At 72.2% G+C, this 22,095-nt stretch carries 23 protein-coding genes; 8 read left to right on the forward strand and 15 right to left on the reverse strand.

The window, feature by feature from the left end; genetic code table 11:
* Positions 1 to 7 precede the first annotated feature (7 nt).
* The 3 genes from ACFY0P_RS25815 to ACFY0P_RS25825 all read left to right on the forward strand — a co-directional run bounded on the left by ACFY0P_RS25815 (position 8) and on the right by ACFY0P_RS25825 (position 2,223).
* Positions 8 to 1,000, forward strand: a complete 993-nt coding sequence (locus tag ACFY0P_RS25815; protein WP_388917499.1) for a 3-hydroxyacyl-CoA dehydrogenase NAD-binding domain-containing protein — start codon at positions 8 to 10, stop codon at positions 998 to 1,000.
* Positions 1,000 to 1,893 (forward strand): 3-hydroxyacyl-CoA dehydrogenase, encoded by an 894-nt coding sequence (locus ACFY0P_RS25820; protein WP_388917502.1) that lies wholly within the window; start codon positions 1,000 to 1,002, stop codon positions 1,891 to 1,893. Before ACFY0P_RS25815 ends, ACFY0P_RS25820 begins: the two co-directional genes overlap by 1 nt.
* Before the next feature lie 180 nt (positions 1,894 to 2,073).
* A complete protein-coding gene (locus tag ACFY0P_RS25825) occupies positions 2,074 to 2,223 on the forward strand; it encodes a hypothetical protein (RefSeq protein ID WP_388917505.1) in 150 nt (49 codons plus the stop codon).
* A 24-nt stretch (positions 2,224 to 2,247) separates the two neighbouring features.
* Here ACFY0P_RS25825 and ACFY0P_RS25830 read toward each other — a convergent pair whose 3' ends face one another.
* From ACFY0P_RS25830 to ACFY0P_RS25865, 8 genes are all read right to left on the reverse strand, one after another.
* Entirely contained in the window at positions 2,248 to 2,901 is a 654-nt protein-coding gene (locus ACFY0P_RS25830) for a hypothetical protein (RefSeq protein ID WP_388917508.1), read from the reverse strand.
* The gene (locus ACFY0P_RS25835; RefSeq protein WP_388917511.1) at positions 2,891 to 3,568 is read right to left on the reverse strand and encodes a DUF6114 domain-containing protein; all 678 of its coding nucleotides are present in this window, start codon (positions 3,566 to 3,568) and stop codon (positions 2,891 to 2,893) included. Before ACFY0P_RS25835 ends, ACFY0P_RS25830 begins: the two co-directional genes overlap by 11 nt.
* A gap of 87 nt (positions 3,569 to 3,655) precedes the next feature.
* Positions 3,656 to 4,279, reverse strand: a complete 624-nt coding sequence (locus tag ACFY0P_RS25840) for a DUF6230 family protein (protein ID WP_388917514.1) — start codon at positions 4,277 to 4,279, stop codon at positions 3,656 to 3,658.
* Positions 4,280 to 4,454: 175 nt separating this feature from the next.
* Positions 4,455 to 5,597 (reverse strand): LLM class flavin-dependent oxidoreductase, encoded by a 1,143-nt coding sequence (locus ACFY0P_RS25845; RefSeq protein ID WP_388917517.1) that lies wholly within the window; start codon positions 5,595 to 5,597, stop codon positions 4,455 to 4,457.
* A gap of 31 nt (positions 5,598 to 5,628) precedes the next feature.
* Positions 5,629 to 6,813, reverse strand: coding sequence for an SfnB family sulfur acquisition oxidoreductase (locus ACFY0P_RS25850; RefSeq protein WP_388917520.1), 1,185 nt, complete (start codon positions 6,811 to 6,813; stop codon positions 5,629 to 5,631).
* A gap of 4 nt (positions 6,814 to 6,817) precedes the next feature.
* Positions 6,818 to 7,375, reverse strand: a complete 558-nt coding sequence (gene ssuE, locus ACFY0P_RS25855; RefSeq protein ID WP_388917523.1) for an NADPH-dependent FMN reductase — start codon at positions 7,373 to 7,375, stop codon at positions 6,818 to 6,820.
* A gap of 54 nt (positions 7,376 to 7,429) precedes the next feature.
* Positions 7,430 to 8,551, reverse strand: coding sequence for a dimethylsulfone monooxygenase SfnG (gene sfnG / locus ACFY0P_RS25860; RefSeq protein WP_388917526.1), 1,122 nt, complete (start codon positions 8,549 to 8,551; stop codon positions 7,430 to 7,432).
* Positions 8,552 to 8,680: 129 nt separating this feature from the next.
* Positions 8,681 to 8,764 (reverse strand): putative leader peptide, encoded by an 84-nt coding sequence (locus ACFY0P_RS25865; RefSeq protein ID WP_350760414.1) that lies wholly within the window; start codon positions 8,762 to 8,764, stop codon positions 8,681 to 8,683.
* 137 nt (positions 8,765 to 8,901) lie between these two features.
* On the opposite strand from ACFY0P_RS25865, the gene ACFY0P_RS25870 reads away from it, so the two are divergent.
* Positions 8,902 to 9,798, forward strand: coding sequence for a LysR family transcriptional regulator (locus ACFY0P_RS25870; RefSeq protein WP_388917529.1), 897 nt, complete (start codon positions 8,902 to 8,904; stop codon positions 9,796 to 9,798).
* A gap of 130 nt (positions 9,799 to 9,928) precedes the next feature.
* Here the strand turns inward: ACFY0P_RS25870 and ACFY0P_RS25875 are convergent, their stop codons facing one another.
* A complete protein-coding gene (locus tag ACFY0P_RS25875) occupies positions 9,929 to 10,399 on the reverse strand; it encodes a MarR family winged helix-turn-helix transcriptional regulator (protein WP_388917532.1) in 471 nt (156 codons plus the stop codon).
* 80 nt (positions 10,400 to 10,479) lie between these two features.
* Here ACFY0P_RS25875 and ACFY0P_RS25880 point away from each other — a divergent pair, with 80 nt between their 5' ends.
* From ACFY0P_RS25880 to ACFY0P_RS25890, 3 genes are all read left to right on the forward strand, one after another.
* Positions 10,480 to 11,529 carry an LLM class flavin-dependent oxidoreductase gene (locus ACFY0P_RS25880; RefSeq protein ID WP_388917535.1) on the forward strand — a complete coding sequence of 350 codons (1,050 nt, stop codon included), beginning with the start codon at positions 10,480 to 10,482 and terminating at the stop codon, positions 11,527 to 11,529.
* A gap of 4 nt (positions 11,530 to 11,533) precedes the next feature.
* Positions 11,534 to 12,265, forward strand: a complete 732-nt coding sequence (locus tag ACFY0P_RS25885; RefSeq protein ID WP_388917538.1) for an NADPH-dependent F420 reductase — start codon at positions 11,534 to 11,536, stop codon at positions 12,263 to 12,265.
* A 179-nt stretch (positions 12,266 to 12,444) separates the two neighbouring features.
* On the forward strand, positions 12,445 to 14,181 hold the full coding sequence (locus tag ACFY0P_RS25890; RefSeq protein ID WP_388917540.1) for an alpha/beta fold hydrolase: 1,737 nt from the start codon (positions 12,445 to 12,447) through the stop codon (positions 14,179 to 14,181).
* On the opposite strand, the gene ACFY0P_RS25895 is transcribed toward ACFY0P_RS25890, so the two are convergent.
* Complete coding sequence (locus ACFY0P_RS25895; RefSeq protein ID WP_388917543.1) at positions 14,171 to 15,433, reverse strand: beta-ketoacyl-[acyl-carrier-protein] synthase family protein; 1,263 nt, start codon at positions 15,431 to 15,433, stop codon at positions 14,171 to 14,173. The genes ACFY0P_RS25890 and ACFY0P_RS25895 overlap by 11 nt on opposite strands.
* Positions 15,434 to 15,911: 478 nt before the next feature.
* Between ACFY0P_RS25895 and ACFY0P_RS25900 the strand changes: the two genes are divergently transcribed.
* Positions 15,912 to 16,436 (forward strand): helix-turn-helix domain-containing protein, encoded by a 525-nt coding sequence (locus ACFY0P_RS25900; protein ID WP_388917546.1) that lies wholly within the window; start codon positions 15,912 to 15,914, stop codon positions 16,434 to 16,436.
* Between the two features lie 75 nt (positions 16,437 to 16,511).
* Here ACFY0P_RS25900 and ACFY0P_RS25905 read toward each other — a convergent pair whose 3' ends face one another.
* From ACFY0P_RS25905 to ACFY0P_RS25925, 5 genes are all read right to left on the reverse strand, one after another.
* Complete coding sequence (locus ACFY0P_RS25905) at positions 16,512 to 17,246, reverse strand: LuxR C-terminal-related transcriptional regulator (RefSeq protein ID WP_388917549.1); 735 nt, start codon at positions 17,244 to 17,246, stop codon at positions 16,512 to 16,514.
* A gap of 52 nt (positions 17,247 to 17,298) precedes the next feature.
* Positions 17,299 to 18,726 carry an MFS transporter gene (locus tag ACFY0P_RS25910; RefSeq protein ID WP_388917552.1) on the reverse strand — a complete coding sequence of 476 codons (1,428 nt, stop codon included), beginning with the start codon at positions 18,724 to 18,726 and terminating at the stop codon, positions 17,299 to 17,301.
* A 137-nt stretch (positions 18,727 to 18,863) separates the two neighbouring features.
* Entirely contained in the window at positions 18,864 to 19,829 is a 966-nt protein-coding gene (locus tag ACFY0P_RS25915; protein ID WP_388917555.1) for a HesA/MoeB/ThiF family protein, read from the reverse strand.
* On the reverse strand, positions 19,826 to 20,815 hold the full coding sequence (locus ACFY0P_RS25920; protein WP_388917558.1) for a hypothetical protein: 990 nt from the start codon (positions 20,813 to 20,815) through the stop codon (positions 19,826 to 19,828). Before ACFY0P_RS25920 ends, ACFY0P_RS25915 begins: the two co-directional genes overlap by 4 nt.
* A complete protein-coding gene (locus ACFY0P_RS25925) occupies positions 20,812 to 22,041 on the reverse strand; it encodes an acyl-CoA dehydrogenase family protein (protein ID WP_388917561.1) in 1,230 nt (409 codons plus the stop codon). Before ACFY0P_RS25925 ends, ACFY0P_RS25920 begins: the two co-directional genes overlap by 4 nt.
* Between the last annotated feature and the right edge of the window lie 54 nt (positions 22,042 to 22,095).

Raw genomic sequence — 22,095 nt, forward strand, 5'->3', positions numbered from 1 at the left:
ATCAGCCATGACATCGCACAGGCCCGTCCACCGCGTGGCGATCGTCGGGACCGGCACCATCGGTGCCAGCTGGGCGACGCACTATCTCGTCCGTGGCTTCGACGTCACGGCGACCGACCCCGCGCCCACCGCGGAACCGGCCCTGCGGTCGTACGTGGCGGGCGCCTGGGACGTGGCCGCCGCCATCGGGATCGCCCCCGGCGCGTCGCCCGACCGCCTCGGTTTCACCTCGGACATGCGGCAGGCCGTCGCGGACGCCGACTTCGTCCAGGAGAACGCGCCCGAGCGGCCGGAGCTCAAGGTCAAGCTGTTCGCCGACCTCGACGACGCCACGCCACCGGACTCGATCATCGCGTCGAGTTCGTCGGGCATCACGATGAGCGCCATCCAGGCCGACTGCCGGCACCCGGAGCGGACCGTCATCGGCCATCCCTTCAACCCGCCGCACGTCGTCCCCCTGGTGGAGGTCGTCGGCGGCACGAGGACCGCCCCGGAGACGGTCCGGGACACCATGGCGTTCTACGCCGCGATCGGCAAGAGACCGATCCACCTGAAGAAGGAGCTCCCCGGCCACGTCGCCAACCGCATCCAGGTCGCGCTGTACCGCGAGGTCGTGTACCTGATCCAGGAGGGCGTGCTCGACGTGGCCGACGCCGACGACGCGGTGTCCTGGGGGCCGGGGCTGCGCTGGGGCGTCATGGGCCCGTCCCTGCTGTGGCACCTGGGCGGCGGAGAGGGCGGCATCCAGCACTTCATGGACACCCTCATGCCGCGCATGGCCGCGTCCTGGGACCAGCTGGGCACCCCCGAGTTCACACCCGAGCTCAGGGACACCATCGTGAGCGGCGTCCTCAAGGAGGCCGACGGACACTCGGTCGACGAACTGTCCGCCCGCCGTGACGCCATGCTCGCGGCCCTGCTGGCCGTGCGCGCGCGGCACGACCCGTCCGGGCCGCCGGCCGGGACCGGGACCGGGCCGGGCCCGAAGGAGGGACCGTGATGGGAGGCCGGGAGAGATTGTTCGTGCTGGAGGCCAGCGGCGGTGGCCGCCTGTTCTCGGTGCGTCCCGACGGCTCGGACAAGACGGTCCTCGTCACCGGCTGCCGGATCCCCGACGGCGTCGCCGTGGACGTCGGCGCCGGGCACGTCTACTGGACGAACATGGGCGTCCCGACGGAGAACGACGGCTCCGTCGAGCGCGCGGACCTGGACGGCGGCAACCGGACGACGGTCGTCCCCGAGGGCGGTACGCACACGCCGAAGCAGATCCACCTCGAGACAACCGACGGGAAGCTGTACTGGGGCGACCGCGAGGGCATGCGCGTGATGCGCTGCGACCTCGACGGCTCGAACGTCGAGACGCTCGTCCAGACCGGCGAGGGCGAGGACGACCGCCGGGACGAGACCAGGTGGTGCGTGGGGGTCGCCGTCGACCCCGTCGGCGGACACCTGTACTGGTCCCAGAAGGGTCCGAGCGACGCGGGCCTCGGCAGGATCCTGCGGGCCGGCACCACCCTGCCCGCCGGGCAGCCCCCGGACCGGCGCGGCGACATCGAGGTGCTGTTCGAAGGGCTGCCGGAACCGATCGACCTCGAAGTCGACCTCAAGGCACGGGCGTTGTACTGGACGGACCGCGGGGACCCGCCGAGGGGAAACAGCGTCAGCCGGGCCCCGCTGGACCAGCCGGACGGCCGGTGGACGTCCGAGATCCTCGTGACGCACCTCATGGAGGGCATCGGTATCGCCCTCGACCCGGACAGCGGCCACATGTACGTGACCGACCTGGGCGGATCCGTCTACGCGGCCGGCCTCGACGGATCGGACCGGCGGGAGATCCTCGTCGCCCAGGGCAACCTCACGGGCATCGCCCACGCCGTGCTGCAGACAGTGTGACCACGTCAGGAAAGGGTGCCGCCGGACTGAGCGGGTCCGGCGAAGTCCGCTGCGGTTCGGCAGCGCCCCCGAGGGGCGCGGGGCTGTCTCCCGGAAGGCCTGGGCTACGTCGAACGCAGACCCGGCCCCGCGGACCGCCGCGCCGAACCGGTCTGCCCCACCGAGCGTGGCCTGCTGCAGATGACGGCCGCCGCCATCATGCGCTCGATCGGGGAACGCCACGCGACCGCACCGGGTGAGCAGGAGTACGCCACCTTCAAGGCGGCGCCGCGCAGCGTGGCCGCACTCGGACGCGAGTCCCCGCACGACACCCCGCCACCGGGGCCCTGACAGCTCCCGCGGCCCCGCCCGGCGTCACGCACCGTGCGGGATCCGCGCCGCCGTCCGCAGTTGCGGGCCCTTGATGGACAGCCGGCCGCCGAACTGGGTGATCTGGGAGGCGGTCGCCGCGGCGAGCGTGATGGTCCGGGTGCGGGTGGACGGGTGCGAGAGCCAGCGGGGTACCGCGTCCGGGGTGACGGAGACGGTGCGGTCGGCCGGGAGCGGGCCGCCGCCGAGGCCCGTGACCCTGCCGGTCAGTCTGCGGACGTAGAGGGTCGCCACCCCGCCGGCACCCTGCCCCTTGAGCGTGGAGGTGGTGGCCGGCCTCGCCCGCAGGCGCATCGCCGCGCGGCCCCGGCCCGTGGTCAGGCTGAGGTTGACGGCGTCCAGCGACCGTACGGTGAACTTCAGGGCCCGGACGCTCCCGGCCCCGGTGCGCACCGAGACCACCCCGCGGAACCTCGCGCCGCGGAGTACGAGCCGGTCGGCACGGAGCACACAGGGGCCCTTCGCGGGGCGGACCGGAGGCGACGAACCGAGCCGTGCACCGGAAACGCTGCCGGGCACCTGCGGTACGTCGAGGTGCAGGAGCAGGGCCACGCCGACCACGGCCAGCGCACCCGCGAGGGGCCGGGCCGCACGACCGAGCACGAGACCGGCCGTACCGGTGCGCGGGTCAGGTGCCACTGCGTCCCTCCCCCGGCGTAGCCGTCACGGGCGTCATATCCGTCGGATCCGTCGCATCCGTCGCGGCCCGCCGGTCGTCCGGCGCATCCGTCGCAGCCGTCGCAGCCCGCCCGTCGTCCGATGCCGTCGCAGCCGTCGCAGCCCGCCGGTCGTCCGGCGCATCCGTCGCAGCCGTCGCAGCCCACCCGTCGTCCGGCGCCATCGCATCCGTCGAATCCGTCGCGGCCCGCCCGTCGTTCGGCTCCGTCGGCGGCTCGTCGGCCGGGGGCGGCAGCCAGGCGCAGGCCAGCGAACCGCCGACCAGGCCGAAGGCCACGCCGAGGAAGAGGCCGCCGAAGTTCGCGACGGGGAAGGAGACGACGGCGAGCAGGAGGGTGGCGATCCCGGCGAACACGCGGAGATGGGGGCGGCAGCACAGTGCGATGCCCAAGGCCAGGAGCAGGGCTCCGATCATCAGGGACCCGGCCCCGGAGGTGGTCGACAGGGCGAGCGGAATCCCGCCCAGGTTCAGGTTCGCGTAGGGCCAGTAGAGGATGGGCAGACCGGCGGCGAAGGTGAACAACCCGGCCCAGAAAGGCCGTTCGCCACGCCAGGTGCGGAACCTGCGCCGGAACTCCGGTGCCCTGAAGAGCAGTTCACGTCCTCTGGCGACTGGGTTGGTGATCACGCGTCCTGTCCTGATGAGTGGGGTTCTGGTCCCGTGCGGAGGAGTCGGGTCCCGGGCGGCGGCCCCTGTGCGCGGCAGCCGGCGGGGTCAGAAGCACGCGTGGTCTCCCTGCTGGAGCCGCACGCGCAGGCCCGGAACGCTGAAGGTGCCGGCGGAGAGCGCGACCGCGCTCACCCGCACGTCGTTCAGCGTGGTCGACACCGCCTGCTGGCCGACGCCGTCCGGATCGAAGAACTGCGAGTTCCGGTCCCCGGACCTGACCGGGCCCTTGGTGAGGGCTCCCTGGGCGACGCCGATGTCGAGGCCGCTGAAGTTCGCCTCGCCGACCGACTCGGCCGTCGCGTCGATGAAGAAGTCCGAGGTCCTGACCGGCCGGCCGGCACCGCCGGTGAGCCGCAGGGTCTGCGTGCCCAGCACCGGGACGTCGACGACGACGGACTGGCACAGCCCCTCGATCGTGGCATGCCGGAAACCGGTGACCACGACGGGTACGAGTTCGTGCTTCCTCGTCACGTCGATCATGCCGTAGAGGCTGAACCCGCGGGCGGTCAGCGTGTCGGCGGCGAGCTGGAACTTCTGGCCGGAGATGAAGAACGAGGCGGCGAGCACCCCCTGCCCCATGGCCACGCCGACGGTCGCACAGGCTGCGACGCCGGGTACCAGGACCACCGCGAAGCGTCTCCAGCGGGTTCTACCGGCGCGGTGCGACATCCGGTCTCCTTCGGTCGTGAGGTGGACCCGCCCATGCCGACACGGCAGCAGATGCCCCGTTTGTCCGGTGATGGATCCTAGGCTCCCGGCTACGCCGATCGACTGCACGCCAGGCCCGCCGGACGAGTGACGCAAGTTCTGCTGCTCTCTTCGGGCGACCGGACCGGTGCGGCCCTCAGGAGGTGAACGGCACCTGCGCCGCCGCAACCGCGCCCTTCCCGGCCGGGTGCCGCCATACTCCCTCCGCGGCCAGCCGGGGCAGCACCCCTTCGCCGAACCAGTACGCCTCCTCCAGATGCGGATACCCGGACAGCACGAACTCCTCGATGCCCAGCGCCGCGTACTCCCTGATCCGGTCGGCGACCTCGTCGTGGGAGCCGACCAGGGCGGTGCCGGCGCCGCCCCGTACCAGCCCGATGCCCGCCCACAGGTTGGGGTGGATCTCCAGCGCGTCCCGCCGGCCGCCGTGCAGCGCCAGCATCCGCTGCTGCCCCTCGGACTCGCTGCGGGCGAGCCCCGACTGCACCGACCGCACGGTCTCCGGGTCGAACCCGTCCAGCAGGCGGCCGGCCTCGGCCCACGCCTGCTCGGACGTGTCCCGGGTGATGACATGCAGCCGGATCCCGAACCGCACGGTGCGCCCCCGTGCCGCCGCGAGCCCCCTGATCCAGGCGATCTTCTCGGCGACCTGGGCCGGTGGCTCCCCCCAGGTCAGGTACACGTCGACGTACCGGGCCGCGACCTCCCCGGCGACCGGCGAGGACCCCCCGAAGTACACCTCGGGCACCGGCTCCGGCACCCGGGCCAGTCTCGCGTCCTCGACCCGGAGGTGCTCCCCGTCCAGATCGACCGTCCTGCCCTCCCACAGCCCCCGCACGACCTCCAGGAACTCGCCGGTACGGCGGTACCGGGCGTCCTTGTCGAGAAAGTCCCCGTAGGCCCGCTGCTCGTGGCTCTCGCCCCCGGTCACCACGTTGAGCAGCAGCCGTCCGCCGGTCTGCCGCTGGAAGGTGGAGGCCATCTGCGCGGCGAGCGTCGGCGAGACGAACCCCGGCCGGAAGGCGACCAGGAACTTCAGCCGCTCGGTGTGCTGGCTGACCATCGCCGTGGTCAGCCACGCGTCCTCGCACCAGGCGCCGGTCGGCGTGAGCGCCCCCACGAAACCGAGGTCCTCCGCGGCCCGGGCGATCTGGCTCAGATAGGCGACCGTCGGCGGCCGGTCCCGTCCGGAGACCGTCGCCGGGGTGCCGTGACCGCCGCCGACGACATGCCGGCTGTCCCCGTTCGTGGGCAGGAACCAGTGGAAGGTGAGGGACACGGGTGTCTCCGATCGAAGGGGGCGTGCGGGGTCACAGCAGGCCGTGGCGGGGTGGCCGGGTGCCGTTGAGGACGTACCGGCCGATGTGCTGGATCTTCCAGCGGGTCGGATCGTGCAGGGTGTGGGTCCGGGCGTCCCGCCAGTGCCGGTGCAGATTCAGGGAGTTGAGGGCCGAGCGGGTTCCGGACACCTCGAAGAGCGCACCTGCGACGGTCACGGCCGTGTCGGCCGCCTGCACCTTCGCGGCGGCAACGGCGACGGACGCCTCGGCGGCCGACGCGTCGGTGAGGTCGGCACCGGCCGTGTCGACCGCACGGGCGGCCTCCCGCAGCAGCGCCTCGGACGCCCGTACCCGGACGGCGAGTTCACCGAACCGCTGGATCAGCAGTGGGTCCTCGGTGGCGGACTCGAACCCGCTCTCGAACCAGGGCCTGCTCCTGGTCCGTACGAACTCCGCCGCCTCGGCCAGCGCGCCCCCGGCGATCCCCACGTCGATGGCTGCGTGCAGCAACTGGGCGACCGCGCCATGGAGTTGGGGCCCCTGGAAGGTCAGATGGTGTGGCAGCACACGGTCGGCGGGTACCGTCACGCCGTCCAGCCGGACGGTCCCGCTGGCGGTCGTACGCTGCCCCATGCCGTCCCAGTCGTCGACGACGGTGAGTCCGGGCGCGTCCCGGGGGATGTACGCCACGTGCAGGTTGTCGTCCTCGCCGCGGGCAAGGACCGGGATCCAGTCGGCGAAGAGGGCACCGGTGGAGTAGTGCTTGACTCCCGTCAGCACATGGGAGCCGTCGCCCTGGCGGGCCAGCCGGGTCCGGATGTCCTGGACGTGTTTCGTCCCCGCCTCGGACTGGGCGTTGCCGAGACGGCGGCCGGCGAGCAGCTCCGCGAAGAAGAACTTCCGCTGTTCCTCGGTGCCCTGACGGCGGATCACGTTGACGTACACGAAGTGGCTCTGCGGGATCTGGGCGAGACTGCCGTCGGCCGAGCCGAGGATGCGGAAGATCTCAGCCAGGGTCAGGGCGCCGACGTCGGCGCCGCCGTGCTCGGCGGGCACGGTGACGCCCAGCAGGCCCGAGGCCGACAGCCGGTCCAGCTCGGCGCGGGGCAGCCTGCGTTCGGCGTCCCGCTCGGCGGCCCCGGCCCGGAACGCGTCGGCCAGGGCCGTCGCCACGGCGAGGGCCTCGGTGTCGTCGGCGATGACGTGGGCGGTCATCGGGTCAGCTCGCCGCGGCGAGGACGGGCGTGCGGCCGAGGAGCGCGGCCGAGAACCGGTCGACGACCGGGACGAGCGCCTCGGCGGCGGCCGGCGCGAGGGCCAGGGTGCCGTCCTCCCGCACGGTGATGTCCTTGTCGAGGGTGAACCAGCCCTGGACTATGTGGGCGGCACCCATGGAGTTGAGGACCGGGCGCAGTGCGTAGTCGATGGCGAGGACGTGCGCGACGGAGCCGCCGGTGGCCAGCGGCAGCACGGTCTTGCCGGTGAGCGCGTACTGCGGGAGCAGGTCGAGGAGTGCTTTGAGGACGCCGGAGTACGAGGCCTTGTAGACCGGAGTGCCGACCACCACGCCGTCCGCGCGGGCGAACAGCTCGGTCGCCTCGACGATCGCCGGGTGCCGGAAGTCGGCGCCGAGCAGGGCCTCGGCGGGGATGGTCCGGACGTCGAGCGGGACGACCTCGTGGCCCTGGGCGGTCAGCCGCTGGTCCAGGTGGCGCAGCAGGCGGCCGGTGCGGGAGGAGGCGGAGGGACTGCCGGAGACGGAGAGGACGGTGGCCATGGAGCTGCCTCTTTCTGTGGCCGGGGCGCGAGACGCCTGGTTGACGGGGGAGGGTCAGGCGTGTGCCGGGACCGGGCCGGGCTCGCCGTCCGGGAGCCCGGCTTCCAGTTCGCGTACGAGGGGCAGCACGCGGCGGCCGAAGTACGCGACCTCCTCGTGGTAGTGCAGGAAGCCGAGCAGGAAGAGGTCCACGCCGAGCTTCTTGTAGGCGACGATCCGTTCGGCGATCTGTTCCGGGGTGCCGACGAGGCCGGTGCGGAAGCCGTCGTTGTACTGGACGAGGTCCTCGAAGGTGGAGTCCTGCCACATGCCCTTGCCGTCGGCGGCGGACTGCCCGGCCTGCTTGACGGCGGCGCCGAAGCCTTCGACGGCCTCGCCGTCGGCCTTGGCGATGATCTCGCGGAGGGTGTCACGGGCCTCGGCCTCGGTGTCGCGGGCGATCAGGAAGCCGTTGAGGCCGAACTTCGGGGCCTTGCGCCCCGCTTCGGCGGCGTACTTGCGGACGTCGTCGATCTGCTCGACGACGCCGTCGAAGTCCTTGCCGTTGGAGAAGTACCAGTCGGAGACACGGCCCGCCATGGCGCGGGCGGCGGTGGAGTTGCCGCCCTGGAAGATCTCGGGGTGCGGGCGCTCGGGGGTGTTCAGCGGCTTGGGCTTGAGGGAGAAGTCCCGCAACCGGTAGAAGTCACCGGCGAGTTCGGTGTGGTCCTCGGTCCAGATCTGGCGCAGCGCGCGGATGAACTCCTCGGCGCGGCGGTAGCGCTCGTCGTGCTCCAGCCAGGGCTCGCCGAGCGCGGTGAACTCGCCCTTGAACCAGCCGGAGACGACGTTCACGGCAAACCGGCCGTTCGAGAGGTGGTCGGCGGTGGCGCCGAGCTTGGCGAGGACACCGGGGTGCCACAGGCCGGGGTGGACGGCGGCGATCACCTTCAGGCGCTCGGTGGCGAGCAGCAGGGCGAGGCTGAAGCTGGTCGACTCGTGCTGGTACTCGGCGCCGTAGCTGGCCATGTAGCGGACCTGGCTGAGCGCGTACTCGAAGCCGTTGTTCTCCGCGAGGACGGCGAGTTCACGGTTGTAGTCGTATCCCCAGTCGGTGCGTTGCTCGATCGTGCTGGTGACGAGGCCTCCGCTGACGTTGGGGACCCAGTAGGCGAATTTCACGGGCGCGGCGGGCATGCGGAACTCCTGTTGCGAGTTTTCGGGCACGCCGGAATTCGGCGCCGCCCGCACGGGCGCGCGGGTGGGCACGGTGAATTCAGGCGGGAAAAGGAGAGGAAGAGAACGCGGCGGATCTTGGTGGGGTGATCAGGCCGCGGCGCAACAGGAGGCGCTGGAGACGCGCGCGAGGTCGACGTGGCGTCGCCGCGTGAGGTCCAGTCGCATCTTCATGCCGTCGATGGTCGCAGTCCGCGGCGAGGACCGTCAAGGAAAACCCGACCGTTCTCGCATCGCGGACCATTGAATTTCACGAACGTGTGACAGGGAAACCCTTGAACACGCCCCGAATACCGGCGCATTCTGCCGGGGTGCGGACCGAACAGCTGGAATACATAGCGGCCGTGACCCGGCTCGGCTCGCTGCGCCGGGCGGCCGACGAACTGCGCCTGTCCCAGCCCGCGTTGAGCGAGACCGTGCGGAACCTGGAGCGGGAGCTGGGCATCGACCTGCTGGAGCGCAAGCGCACCGGCGCGACGATGAGCGCGGCCGGGCAGGAGCTGATGCCGCACATCGTCCAGGTGCTGGAGGCGGTGGACCGGCTGCGGGTGGCGGCGGGCGAGCAGCACCGGATCAGCCGGATGGTGCGTGTCGGCACGGTCAACGCGGCGACCGTGCCGCTGCTCATCCCGGTGCTGCGGGACTTCCGGGCCACGCATCCGGTCACCCAGGTCGAGGTGGTGGGCGCGCAGCAGACCGAGATCCACCGGGGGTTGGCCGAGGGGGGTTTCGACCTGGGGCTGGTGAACCATCTCGACGGAGACGACGTGCCCGCCGGTTTCGAGGCCACCGAACTGCTGCGCGGCCGGCCGGTGGTGTGCGTACGGCCTGACAGTCCGCTCGCCGGCCTGGCCGAGGTGTCGGCCGACGATCTGCTCACGGTGCCGCTGATCGCCATGCGCACCGGCTATGTGATGCACCGCTATGTGCACCGGCTGCTTTCGGACCGCACCCCGGTCTTCTCGTACTCGACGGACGGGGCGGAGATGGGCAAGCTGATGGTCGCGGAGGGGCTGGGCGCGACCGTGCTGCCGGACTTCAGCGTGGTCGGGGACCCGCTGGAGCGCGGCGGGACGCTCGTGTGCCGGCCGCTGGCCGGGGACACCACCGAGGTGGTGCTGATGCTCCAGCGCCGGCGGGCCGAGTCGGTGCCGCAGGCCGCACGGGACCTGTACGAGACGTTCGTGCGCCGGGCGGCCGAACTCTGAGCGGCTGCAGCGCCCCAAAAGGGGCGCTGGGGGTACCCCCGGCCGAAGGCTCGGGAGGAACTGCGCGACCGGCCACGACGGCGCCGCGGACGGCAGACGGCAGCACTTCGAGCGAAGTGGTCAGCGGGCCTCAGGTGTCCATCGCGGTCAGGTGCTTCCGCAGCGCCGCGGTGATCTCTTCCGCCGCGGCGAGCTGGTCCGGGGTGAGTGCGGCCAGGAACAGCTCCCGCACGGCGCGCAGATGCGGCAGGGACGCGTTCCGGAACGCCTCCGCGCCCTCCGGTGTGAGCACCACCTCGGCGCCCCGGCTGTCGGTGACGCACTCCTCGCGCCGGATCAGCCCGCGCCGCTCCATGCGGCCGATCCGGTGCGAGAGCCGGCTGCGTTCCCAGCCGACGCGGGCCGCCAGTTCCGAGGACCGCAGCCGCCGCCCGTCCGCCTCGCGCAGGGCGAGGAGCACGGCGTAGTCGCCCGGTGAGAGGGAGCTCTCCCGCTGCAGGCGGGACGAGAGCCCGGAGCGAAGCGCTTCCGTCGTCTCGATGAAGTCCCGCCAGATCCGCAGTTCTTCAGGGGTGGGGAATTCCCTCCGTCGCGCTGCCATCGTGCCGCCGATCCTCTTGTTGACACGTCAATCATATGCGAGTGATGATTGACGCGTCAACCACTCGAAGGAGCCCTCCCATGTCCGACCCGGTCCCCGTGCCCGACCTCGTCTTCGGTCTCGACACCTTCGGCGACGTGCCGCAGGACGACTCGGGAGCCCTGGTGTCCGGTGCGCGGGCCATCCGCCAGGTCGTCGACGAGGCCGTGCTCGCGGAGGAGACCGGCGTCGACGTCATCGCCCTCGGCGAGCACCACCGCCCGGAGTACGCGATCTCGACCCCGGAGACCGTCCTCGCCGGCATCGCCACGCGCACCCACCGCATCCGGCTGGCCTCCGGCGTGACCGTGCTGAGCTCCGACGACCCGGTCCGGGTCTTCCAGCGCTTCGCCACCGTGGACGCGCTCTCCGAAGGGAGGGCCGAGGTCATCCTCGGGCGCGGCTCCTTCACCGAGTCGTTCCCCCTCTTCGGCTACGACCTGAGCGACTACGACGTGCTGTTCGAGGAGAAGATCGAGCTGTTCGCCAAGCTCCTGGAGGAGAAGCCCGTCACCTGGAGCGGCACCAAGCGGGCGCCGCTCGAAGCCGCCGACGTCTTCCCCAAGACCGAGTCGGGGCACCTGAGCACCTGGGTCGGGGTCGGGGGCACCCCGCAGTCGGTCATCCGCACCGCCCGCTACGGCTTCCCGCTCATGATCGCCATCATCGGCGGCTCCCCGGAGCGCTTCGCGCCGTACATCGACCTCTACCGGCGCGCCGCAGACCAGTTCGGTACGACCGCACACCCGGTCGGGATGCACTCGCCGGGGTTCGTCGCCGACACGGACGAGGCGGCCCGGGAGCAGCACTGGCCGCACTACCGGATCATCCGTGACCGCATCGGCGCACTGCGGGGCTGGCCGCCGATCCGCAGGGAGGAGTACGAGGCCGAGATCGAGCACGGCTCCCTCTACATCGGCTCCCCGGAGACGGTCGCCCGCAAGATGGCCCGCGCGGTCAAGGCGCTCGGCGTCGGCCGGTTCGACCTCATCTACACCGGTGGGGCACAACCGGTCAGCGCCCGCCTGCGCGCCGTCGAGCTGTACGGCACGAAGGTGATCCCGATGGTCCGCGACCTCCTCGCCGGCTGACGCCGTGGCCGGAGCAGAGCGGGCGGCCGGCGGCGTGCGCACGGTCGGGATCCTGGGCGCCGGGAAGGTGGGCACCGTACTGGCACGGCTGGCGCTGGCGGCGGGCTACCGCGTACTGATCGCCGGATCCGGCGACCCCGCCTCGATCGCCCTCACCGTCGAGGTCCTCACCCCCGGTGCCGTCCCGGTCTTCGCCGCGCAGGCCGCGGCGGACGCGGACGTGGTCGTCCTGGCCCTGCCGCTCGGCAAGTACCGCGGCATTCCCGCCGAAGCGCTGCGGGGCAAGCTCGTCGTCGACGCGATGAACTACTGGTGGGAGGTGGACGGCGTCCGCGAGGACCTCACCGACCCGCTGACCTCCTCCAGCCAGACCGTGCAGGCGTATCTGCCCGGAGCGCGGGTGATCAAGGCGTTCAACCACATGGGCTACCACGACCTCGAGGACGGGGCACGACCCCCCGAAACGCCGGGACGCAAGGCCATCGCGATCGCAGGCGACGATCCGGGCGGTCTCGCCACCGTCGCGGACCTCGTCGACGCGCTCGGCTTCGACCCCGTCGTGGCGGGCCCGCTCGCCGAGGGGGTGCGGCTGGAGCCCGGCACCGAGCCCTTCGGCGCCGACGTAGGCGCCGAGGAACTGCGTGCGATGCTCGACCGTTTCCCGGAGTCCGACCGCGGACGCGCCGTGACCGCCGCACGGGCGGCCGCCAGGGCGCCGGCCGAACCCGCTGCCTGAACACACGTGCGGGGAGAGGGGCTTGCGCCCAAGGGCGCATCGTCCCGATCGTGCGGTGCGTGCATGATTCGTCCGTTTCACCCCCGGTGTTTCGGTACGGTGGGAGCCGCTCCACGGACGGGGTCCCGGTCCGGTTCCCCGAGCGTTGACACGGCTTCCGGCCCGCGCAAGGAGACAGCATGCTCTCGGACTCGATCGTCTTCGGCGCCGGGGGCTTCATCGGCCGCTCCCTGGTGGCCGAACTCCTGCGCCGGGGCCACCGGGTGGCGGCCGCCGTGCGCGGTTCCGGTGGCGGCCTGACGGCGTGGCTCGACGGGCAGGGGGTCGACCGCAGCGCTCTGACGGTGGTCCGGGCCGACATCACCGCCCCCGGCATGGGGCTGCCCGAGGACGGGCTGTCCGGGGTCCGCGACGTCTACAACACCGCCGCGCGCTTCGCGTTCGGCATCGCGGTGGAGGAGGCGCGGGCGGTCAACGTGACGGGCGCCGTGCATGTGGTGGCATGGGCGGCGGCCCTGCCGAAGCTGCGCCGGGTGGTCCACATCAGCGGCTACCGCATGGCCGCCGCGGACGGACGGCCGCCGGACTACCGCCGACTGGGCGCGTACGAGGCCTCGAAGCAGGAGGGCGACGCCGCGGTACGGGCCCGCGCCCGTGAGCTGGGGGTCCCGCTGAGCATCGCCAATCCCAGTACGGTCATCGGGCCGGGGCAGTATCACGGCCTGGCCGAGGTGGTCTCCGGGCTGTGGGAGGGCCGGCTGCGGGCCCTGCCCGGCGGTCCCGACGTCTTCCTCCCGGTAGTGACCCTGGACCACTTCGTCCGGTTCCTCGCCGCCCTTCCGCAGGACCCCGAGAGCGCGGGCCGCACCTACTGGGTGCTGGACGACTCCACCCCCGAACTGCCCGCGCTGGTCCGCCTGCTCGCCGAGCACATGGGGGTGCGCTCCCCCAGCCGCTCGATCCCCGTGGGTCTGCTGCGCAGGCTGCCGCGAGCGATCACCCGGGCGGATCCCGAGACCCTGTCGTTCCTGTCCACCGACCGCTACGACACGGCCCCCGCCCGCGCCCTGTCCGCGGCACACGGACTGCCCATGGCGCCCGTGCGGGCGGCGCTGCGTCAGTGGGCCGACGACCTGGTCGCCACCCGGTTCGGCCGCTCCGGGCCGTGCCGCCGCCCCTACGGTTTCCACAGTGTGGCGGGCACCCGCACCTGGGTGACCGGAGAGCGGCGGCGCCCCGGATACGTGCTGTTGCACGGCCTCCTGCTGAGCGCCGACGCCTGGGCGGGGACGGCGGACCGCTTGGACGCGCCCGCCCTCGCGGCCGACCTGCCCGGCTTCGGCAGGTCGGGAGCGAGCGCAGGAACCCTCGACGACTGGCTCGCCGACCTGCTGCGCCCGGTGGAGACCCGGCCGGTGCTGGTGGCGCACTCGCTCGCGTGCGGCCCCGCGCTGCGCTATGCCGCGGCCCGCCCCGACCGGCTCGCTGCGCTCGTGCTGGTCGCGCCGGCCTTCCTCCAGCGACCGTCCGCCGCGGTGCTGCGCTCGCCCCTGGCCGTACCACTGCTGCGCGCGGCTCCCGCCGCCCGCCTGGCCCGTTCCCTCGGTCCGTCCGAGGGCCCCGGCGTCGACGCTCTCGCGCTGGACCTGCGGCGTGCCGGGACATCGCGCCGGGTGGTCGCCGCCCTGCGCGAGGCCCACCGGCAACGCGCGGAACTACGCCGTGTGCTGCGGGAGCTGCGGCTGCCCCTGCACATCGTCGTCGGGTCGGCGGATCCGCTGGCGGAACCCGTGGGCACGCCGGTGACGGTGATCGAGGGGGCGGGGCACTGTCCCCAGCTCACCCGTCCGGCGGCCGTCGCGGACCTGCTGGCGTCCTGCCGGGACCGGGCCGCCGCCCCGGGAACTACCTCGTGAACGCGAGGACCACGTTGTGTCCCCCGAACCCGAAGGACGTGGACAGGGCCGCCCGGACGGGTGCCCGTCGCGGTCCGCCGGAGACCAGGTCCAGCTCGATCCCGTCCGACGCCTTGTCCAGGTTGCGGACCGGCGGGATCAGGCCCTGCACGAGGGTGAGGACGGTGAAGACGGCCTCGACCGCGCCGGAGGCACCCAGCAGGTGACCGGTGGCCGACTTGCAGGCGGTGACCGCCGGATGCGGACCCACGGCCTCCCGCACGGCCCTGGCCTCGGTGACGTCACCCACCGGGGTACCGGTGGCATGCGCGTTCACATGGTCGATGTCGGCGCCGGTGAGACCGGCGTCCCGCAACGCCGCCCCGATGGCCCGCGTCTGGCCCTCGGCGGCGGGGAGCGTCACGTCGTACGCGTCGGAGGTGACACCCGCACCCGACAGGATCGCGTGCACGTGCGCACCACGCGCCCGCGCGAAGTCGGCGCGCTCCAGTACGACCATGCCCGCGCCCTCGGACATGACGAACCCGTCGCGCTCCTGGTCGAAGGGCCGGGACGCCAGGTCGGGGGCGTCGTTGCGCAGCGAGAGGGCGCGCATCCGGGCGAACGCGCCGAGCGCCAGCGGATGCAGACAGGCGTCCGTTCCGCCCGCGACGACCACGTCCGCCCGGCCTGAGCGGATCAGCAGCGTGCCGACCGCCAGCGCCTCCGCACCGGACGCACAGGCGCTGGTCGGGGCGTGCGTACCCGCCCGGGCCCCCAGCAGGAGGCCGACCGCGGCGGCGCTGCCGTTGGGCATCAGCATGGGCACCGTGTGCGGCGAAATGGCGCGTGGGCCCCGTTCCTCCAGCCGGTCGTCCTGTTCGAGGAGGGTGAGCCCGCCGCCGATGCCGGTCCCCACGACCACCGCGAGCCGCTCGGCCTCGACCTCCGGCGCGCCGGCGTCCGTCCACGCCTCGCCGGCCGCCACGACCGCGGCCGCCTGACTGCGGTCGAGGCGCCGCCGCCGGATCCGGTCCAGCCGGAGGGCGGGGTCCTCGCACATGCCTCCCGCGATACGGACGGGCAGCTGCTCGGCCCAGGCGGTGTCCAGCCGGGTCACGCCGGAGCGGCCGGACAGCAGCGCCGCCCAGCTGGACGGCACGTCACCGCCGAGCGGGGTGGTCGCTCCGAGACCCGTCACCAGCACATCGGCACTCGGGGGTGTACGCGGGCCGGCGTGGGGCCGGTGGGCTTCAGTGGTCGCGGGCAGCATGACGGGTTCCTTCCGCGCGGTGTTCCTGTCTCTTGCCTTGCGTCGCCGGCGAGGGGTCCCCCGGCGTCTCCCAGGACGCCGGGGGGAGCCCGGCCGTCACCAGCGCCATGATGGCGATCAGTAATTCCCCGGAGGTGAGAATGTCTTCGGCCCTTTCCATGCCTTTCCCGGAGTCCTCGAATATCGGCCTTTACTTCGGCACACCTGCTCGGAGAAATCTACTCGCCCGGAACGACCCGGCGCTTCACTCCTTTTCACGAGATCGGGGCAGGCCCGGGAGGCCACACAAAGGACCATTAGAACTATTAAAGACCCGCAACCTGTCCTATTTTATGCAGATAACCCGACGGCATCCCGCCTAATGCACTTGTTGCAGCGACGCTTGGCCACCCTGCATAGTGAGGTAGTAATGCTGCAGGGGGAACGAAACCTACAGCACCTTGCATTATTCCATCCACCCGAAAGGAGAAGTCAATTCGTGCCTCAATACAGTGAGGGGCAGTTATTCTCAGCCACCCAGGACGTACGTGTCCTCCGCTGGCCGGTCGAGGTGCAGGAACTGGAACAGTTGCGGCGCCAGGGAATCCTCCGGCTCCTCGTGGTGGAGAACGGCGCGACGCCGCCGGTGCCGAGCGACTCACGGGAGGACTGGATCCGGGCGCCGGTCAGCAGGGCCGACTTCGCCGCCCGGGTCGCGGCGCTCCGGGCCAGAGCCGGCACGCACCGGATCCCCGCCCTCGACCAGGACGGGCTGCTCCGCTACGGCACCCGGATGGTGCCCGTCTCCCCGACCCAGATGAACCTGCTGCAACCACTTGTCGAGCGGTACGGCACCCTCGTGGCCCGGCACGAACTGATCGCCCTGCTCCGCGACCGGCGCGGCACGGCCAGCCAGAACGCCCTGGACCTGCACATCATGAGAATCCGGCGCAAGGTGGTCTCCCTCGGACTGCGCGTCCGGACCGCCAGCGGACGCGGATATCTCCTCGAATCGTGCGACTGACCTTCACAACAGCCAACGAAACGAGCCCTGTTGAGCGCCGTGCGCTCAACAGGGCTCGCGCGGAGCGCCGCAGGCTCACTGGAGCGCCCCCGGAGCGCGGGAGCCGGTCCACCGGCGGACGGGCTCCGGGCAGGGCGGCGCCAGCAGGCCCGTCCGATAGGCGTGGATGACCGCGTGCACCCGGTTGCGCAGGCTCAGCTTTTCCAGCAGCCGTTGCACATGGGATTTCACGGTGTTTTCGCTCAGCACCAGCATCGCGGAGATCTCCGTATTGCTCAGTCCCTGGGCGAGCAGCAGGAACACCTCCCGCTCCCGCCGGGTCAGCGACTGGAATCCCGCCGCCCCCGCCGCCGGTCGGCCGGGGAATTCCATGGCCTCGGGAAACCCGCCGTCGCCGCCCGCCGGAGGATCCCGGTCGTCGCAGAAGATCCGGTAACCGGCTGCCACGACGTGAATCGCCGACAGCAACTCTTCCGGGGTGACGCGGTGGAGCACGACTCCGAGCACTCCGGCCCGGAGCGCGAGCCGCGCATCAGGGTCGCCCTCGTGGGCCATGAGCAGGACGCCGGGCCCTTCGGCGCCGCAGCACGCGGACAGTTCGCCGACCAGTTTCACGGCATCGGCGGGGCCCGGGAGGCCGCCGGCGAGCAGCAGCCGCGGTCGGAGTTCACGGGCCTTTCCCACCGCACTCGCACGGTCGGACACCTCGCCGACCACCTCGATACCACCGTCCTCCTCGAGAACGGACCGGATCCCGGCGCGGGCGATGGACCGGTCGTCCACCAGCAGGACCCGGATCGGTGAGCTCATCGCTGTCCCCTCCCGGCCCCTCCGGCCGGACATGCCGATGGCGGGCATGTCGTCACACCAGGTCGCCCACGCACCCCGGCGCGGCCGGTCCGGGGTCGGCGGAACGGCCGTCGCGGGGGCGCCGCGGAACCAGCAGGACCGCCAGGGCTCCGCAGGCGATCAGGGCGACGCCGGTCCACACCGCCGGAACCATGCCGTCCGTGAACCGGTCCGCCGTGCTGAGGTCCCCGTGCGCGGAGAACACCGAGGCGAGGACCGCGATGCCGAGCACACCGCCGAGTTCGCGCAGCGCGCTGATCGACCCGGATGCCATGCCGCGCTCCCCGGCGTCGACCGCGCTCATCACCATGTTCGCGGTGGGCGTGAAGTAGCAGGTCATGCCGAGGCCGCACAGGACCAGGGCGGGAACCAGCGACGGATAGGGGACCTCGGGCGAGACCCGGGCGGCGATCCACCCCAGTCCGAGGGCCTGCAGGGCCAGGCCGAGCGCGACGATGGTCCGGCCGCCGACGCGGTCGGAGACCAGCCCCACCAGGGGCGCCACGAAGATGGGCACCGCGGTCCACGGCAGGATCCGCAGGCCCGCCTCCAGGGGCGTGTAGCCGCGCGGTCCCTGGAGGAACTGGGTGAGCAGGAAGACCGAGCCGAACATGCCGGCGAACATCAGCAGGCCGGCGCCGTTCATGGCGCTGAAGGTCCGGTGGCGGAACAACTTCGTGGGGAACATGGGGTGTTCGACGCGCAGCTCCCAGCGGACGAAGGCGAGCAGGACGGCCGTGCCACCGGCCAGCGACAGCAGGACCCGCGCACTGGTCCAGTGGTCCGCGTGGCCGTTGATGATGCCGAACACGATCCCGAAGAGCCCGGCGCTGGCCAGGACCGTGCCCACCAGGTCCAGGCGCGGGCTGGGGCCGTGGCTCTCGGTGAGCTTCCACCGGGCGACGGGCAGCACCAGCGCGCCGATCGGCACGTTGATCCAGAAGATCCACTGCCAGCTCAGGTGCTCCACCACCGCACCGCCGAGGAGCGGGCCCATGGCGATCGCGACGCCCTCCACGGCACTCATCGCGCCCAGCAGGGCACCGCGCCGCCGCTGGGGCGCCGCTTCCGTGAGGATCGTCAGGTTCAGCGGCATCAGCAGCGCGGCGCCCAGCCCCTGGACGGCGCGGGCGGCGATCAGGGCGCCGATGCCGGGGGCCAGCGCGGCCCCGGCCGACGCGACGACGAAGACGCCCAGCCCGATGCCGAACATCCGCCGCCGGCCGAACCGGTCCCCGAGAGCCGCGCCGGTCAGCATGAGCACCGAGTAGGTGAGGGTGTAGGCGTTGACGGTCCACTCGAGTTGCTGGATGCTCCCGCCGAGGTCCTCGCGGATCGACGGCAGGGCCGTGATGACGACGAGGTTGTCGAGCGAGACCATGGCCACGCCCAGGCCACAGCAGAAGAACGTCCACAGCACGTTGCCTTGCCGAACACTCATGTACACCTCCGTGGTCGCGATGGCTGCGCGGGCGCCGGCGGCACGGCCTCGCCCGGCCTGCGTCATGAGGCCGCGCGTTCGCATCCGGTTCGTCGCCGGTGAACGCGCGGCCTGGGGTCGGTGCTTCGGGCCGGGGGTCAGGAAACGTCGCGGTCCACCGCGGCCAGGGGTGCCCGGCCCGTGCCGGGACGGCGGGCCAGCCGCAGCAACTCCGGAAGCAGCGCCCCCAGTTCCACCGGCCACCGCGCCCGGCTGCGCCACCGCTCCCCGAGCGGCCTGGCCTGCTGGTGCACGTCGAGCCGGACCTCGGGCCGCACCCGCTGCCCGGCCAGCAGCCGCACCACCATGTGGGAGCTGATCACGCCGAACGCCATGGCCGTGTAGGCGACCTGCGGAAAGCTGTAGTCGGTCCGGGCGTGGTTGGCCCGGATCTCGGCCAGCATGTCGGTCGGCACGTGCCGCAGCGGTACGGCCCGGCGCAGCAGGTCCCACATGTCGTAGCGGTCCGCGTCGTGCGGGCCGAGGGCTCCCGCGAACGGTTCGCGGATGCGGCGGTAGTCGTAGCAGCGGACGTACTGGGTGCCCGCCATGTCCCAGCCGGTGATCAGGGGCAGTCGCCGCCGTACGGCGTGGTGGTGCAGCAGGAGTTTGGCCCGCCAGCCCTCGGGGGTCGTGACGTCCACCCCGTCGATGACCACCTGGCAGGAGGCCGTCAGCTTCTCGACGGTCCGCCCGGTGACTCCTTCGGTGAACACCTCGACCGAGGCGTGCGGGTTGATCGCCCGCACCCGGTCCCCGGCCAGCGCGGCCTTGTTCCGGTCGAGGTCGGCGACGGTCGCCGACTGCCGGTTGAGATTGTTGAGTTCGTACGTCCCCGGGTCGGCGAGGACGAATTTCTGCAGGCCGAGCCGGGCCAGTGGTTCGACGGCGGCGCCGCCGATCGAACCGCAGCCGGCCACCAGGACGGTGGCCGTGCGCAGCGCCCACTGATCGGCCTGGGGCACCACACCGGCGTTCCGGGCGGTCAGCTCGGCGTAGAACCGGGCTTTCGCGGTAGGGCCTCCGGCCGTCTCGGGCATCCGTTCCCCGTCGCCGTCCGTCACCTGCCGGCCCCTTCTCGTGCGGGATCGGGACGGTGTCCCGTACTCGTCCTGCGTGCGGCGAGGGTGGTGATCACGGCCTGCCACGACGCCAGGTCGCTCGTCCCGTCGAGATAGGAGCGGACCACGTCCCGGTACCAGGCGATGTCGGCGGGCACCGGGGCGGCGAACGGCTTGGCCACGACCGTCTGCCGGTAGATCGGCGCCATGGGATCCGAGGGGCACAGGTACGGCGAGGTGCCCTCGACGACGTGCAGGTCGAAGCCGACCAGCCGCAGATGGCGCAGGGCGACGTGCTCCTTGGCGTCGCCGAGCACGACGCGTACGCCGTCGCCCAGTGCGAGCAGCGCCTCGCCGATGCCGAGCATGAGGTGCCAGGGGACGCGGGTGTACTGCTCGTCCCGTGGCATCGTCTGGTCCCGCAGGAACCGCTTGAACTCGAAGGCCTGGTGGGTGCCCAGGCCGGGCCGTGCGTACCTCCCGAGCAGGTCGATGCCGTGGGCCGCTTCCGTGGGGAACGGCGTACGGCCGGCTGAGTCCAGGGGCAGGCTCTCGGGGTCCGCCGAGCAGGCAAGGCCCACGTAGCCGCGGATCTTCCCGGAGCGCGCACACAGCGTGACCGTGTGGATGTTCTCCACGGACGAGTGCGACAGCGGTTCGTGGAAGGCCGCGGTGCGGTGGACCGCGTCGGCGGAGATCCAGTTCAGCCGGAGGTACTGGGCGAGGCGGAACCCCAGCATCCCCTTGAGGTAGCGGGAGGGGAACTGGCTGTCGCGGCCCGTGACGGTGATCAGTGCGCCGTCGGGGTCCTCGACGAGGGAGAGCGGGTCGCCCCTGAACTCCAGGGGCAGCCGACGGTAGCTGAGCCGCTCGTGGAGGCGGATGATGTCCCGGGCGTAGCGCCCGGCGCGGGGGTCCCGGGTACCGGCGGCCTCCGGGGCCGAGGTACCGCGTAAGGCGGGGCCGGCGGCTCGGCCTGCGGCGCTCACCACTCGTCCCGCTCGGCGTAGAGGCTCTCGGTGACGGCGAGTGCCAGGACCTCGGGGGTGCCCTCGTAGATCCGGGTGCCCAGCGCGTCCCGCATCGTCTTCTCCACGCCGTAGGAGCGCAGGTAGCCGCGTGCGCCGAGCAGGGAGAGGGCGGTCTCCGCCACGTCGATCGCGGTCCGGTCCGCGAACAGCTTGGCCGCGGCCGGTTCGTAGACCGGTGGCGGCAGTTCGTTGTCGACCTTGTCCGCCGCCCGCAGGTACAGCATGCGGGCGGCGTCGACCCTGGCCGCCATGCCGGCCAGCTTCGCCGCCGTGAACTGCTGGTCCTTGAGGGGGCGCCCGCCCTGGATCCGCTCACCGCACCAGGCGATCGCCTGTTCCAGGGCGCTGCGGGCCACACCCGTGGAGATGCCGGCCACCGCGGCGCGCGCCATGTTGCTCTGCGCCATGTTGATGGCCATGCCCTCGCCCTCCGCGCCGATCATGTATTCGGCGGGCACCCGGACGTCGTGGAACTCCAGCTCGCTGCCCAGGCAGGCGCGGTATCCCATCTTGTCCGCCACGGGCCCGCGGACCACGCCGGGCAGGTCGAGGGGAACGATGAAGGAGGTGAGTCCGGTCGCCCCCCGGCTGCCCTCCATGGTGGCGAACACGGAGGCGAACGCGGCGACCCTCGCGTTGGTGATGAACCGCTTGCGGCCCGTCAGCACGTAGTCGTCGCCGTCCCGGCGCGCGGTGGTGACGTTGCGCGCGTGCTCGGCCTGGGAGGGGATGATGAGGTCGCAGCCGGCGTCCTCCTCGGTGACCGCGTTGCAGGCGAGGACCGGTTCGTCGCCCGAGAACAGCGGCAGGAAGCGGGCCTGCAGCCGCGGATCGCCGGACAGCAGGATCGGCGCCTGGCCGAGCAGGGTGGCGCCGAAGATCAGTGCCGTGCCCGGGCAGACCGCGGCCACCTCCTCCAGCGCGGTGGCGACGCCCAGCATCCCCACCCCCAGGCCGCCGTATTCCTTCGGGACCGCCGCGCGGGTGAGACCGATCCGGTGGCCGTGACCGACGAGGTCCCAGTCGAAATGCGCCGCCGGTTTCTGGTCCAGGTCCAGGACACGGGGTTTGACGACGTTCCGGGCGAATTCCTTCACGGCCTCCCGGAACTGCTCGACATCGTCCGGCAGTACGTCGAAGTTGAGCGCCGTCTCGGACACGGATTCGGAGAGAGCGGTGTTCACGCGGTGTCACTCCTTTGCGTCGGTTCGGTCTTCGGGACGGGGCGCCCCGCTGCG

The organism is Streptomyces sp. NPDC001714, assembly GCF_042892755.1.
Classification (GTDB): domain Bacteria; phylum Actinomycetota; class Actinomycetes; order Streptomycetales; family Streptomycetaceae; genus Streptomyces.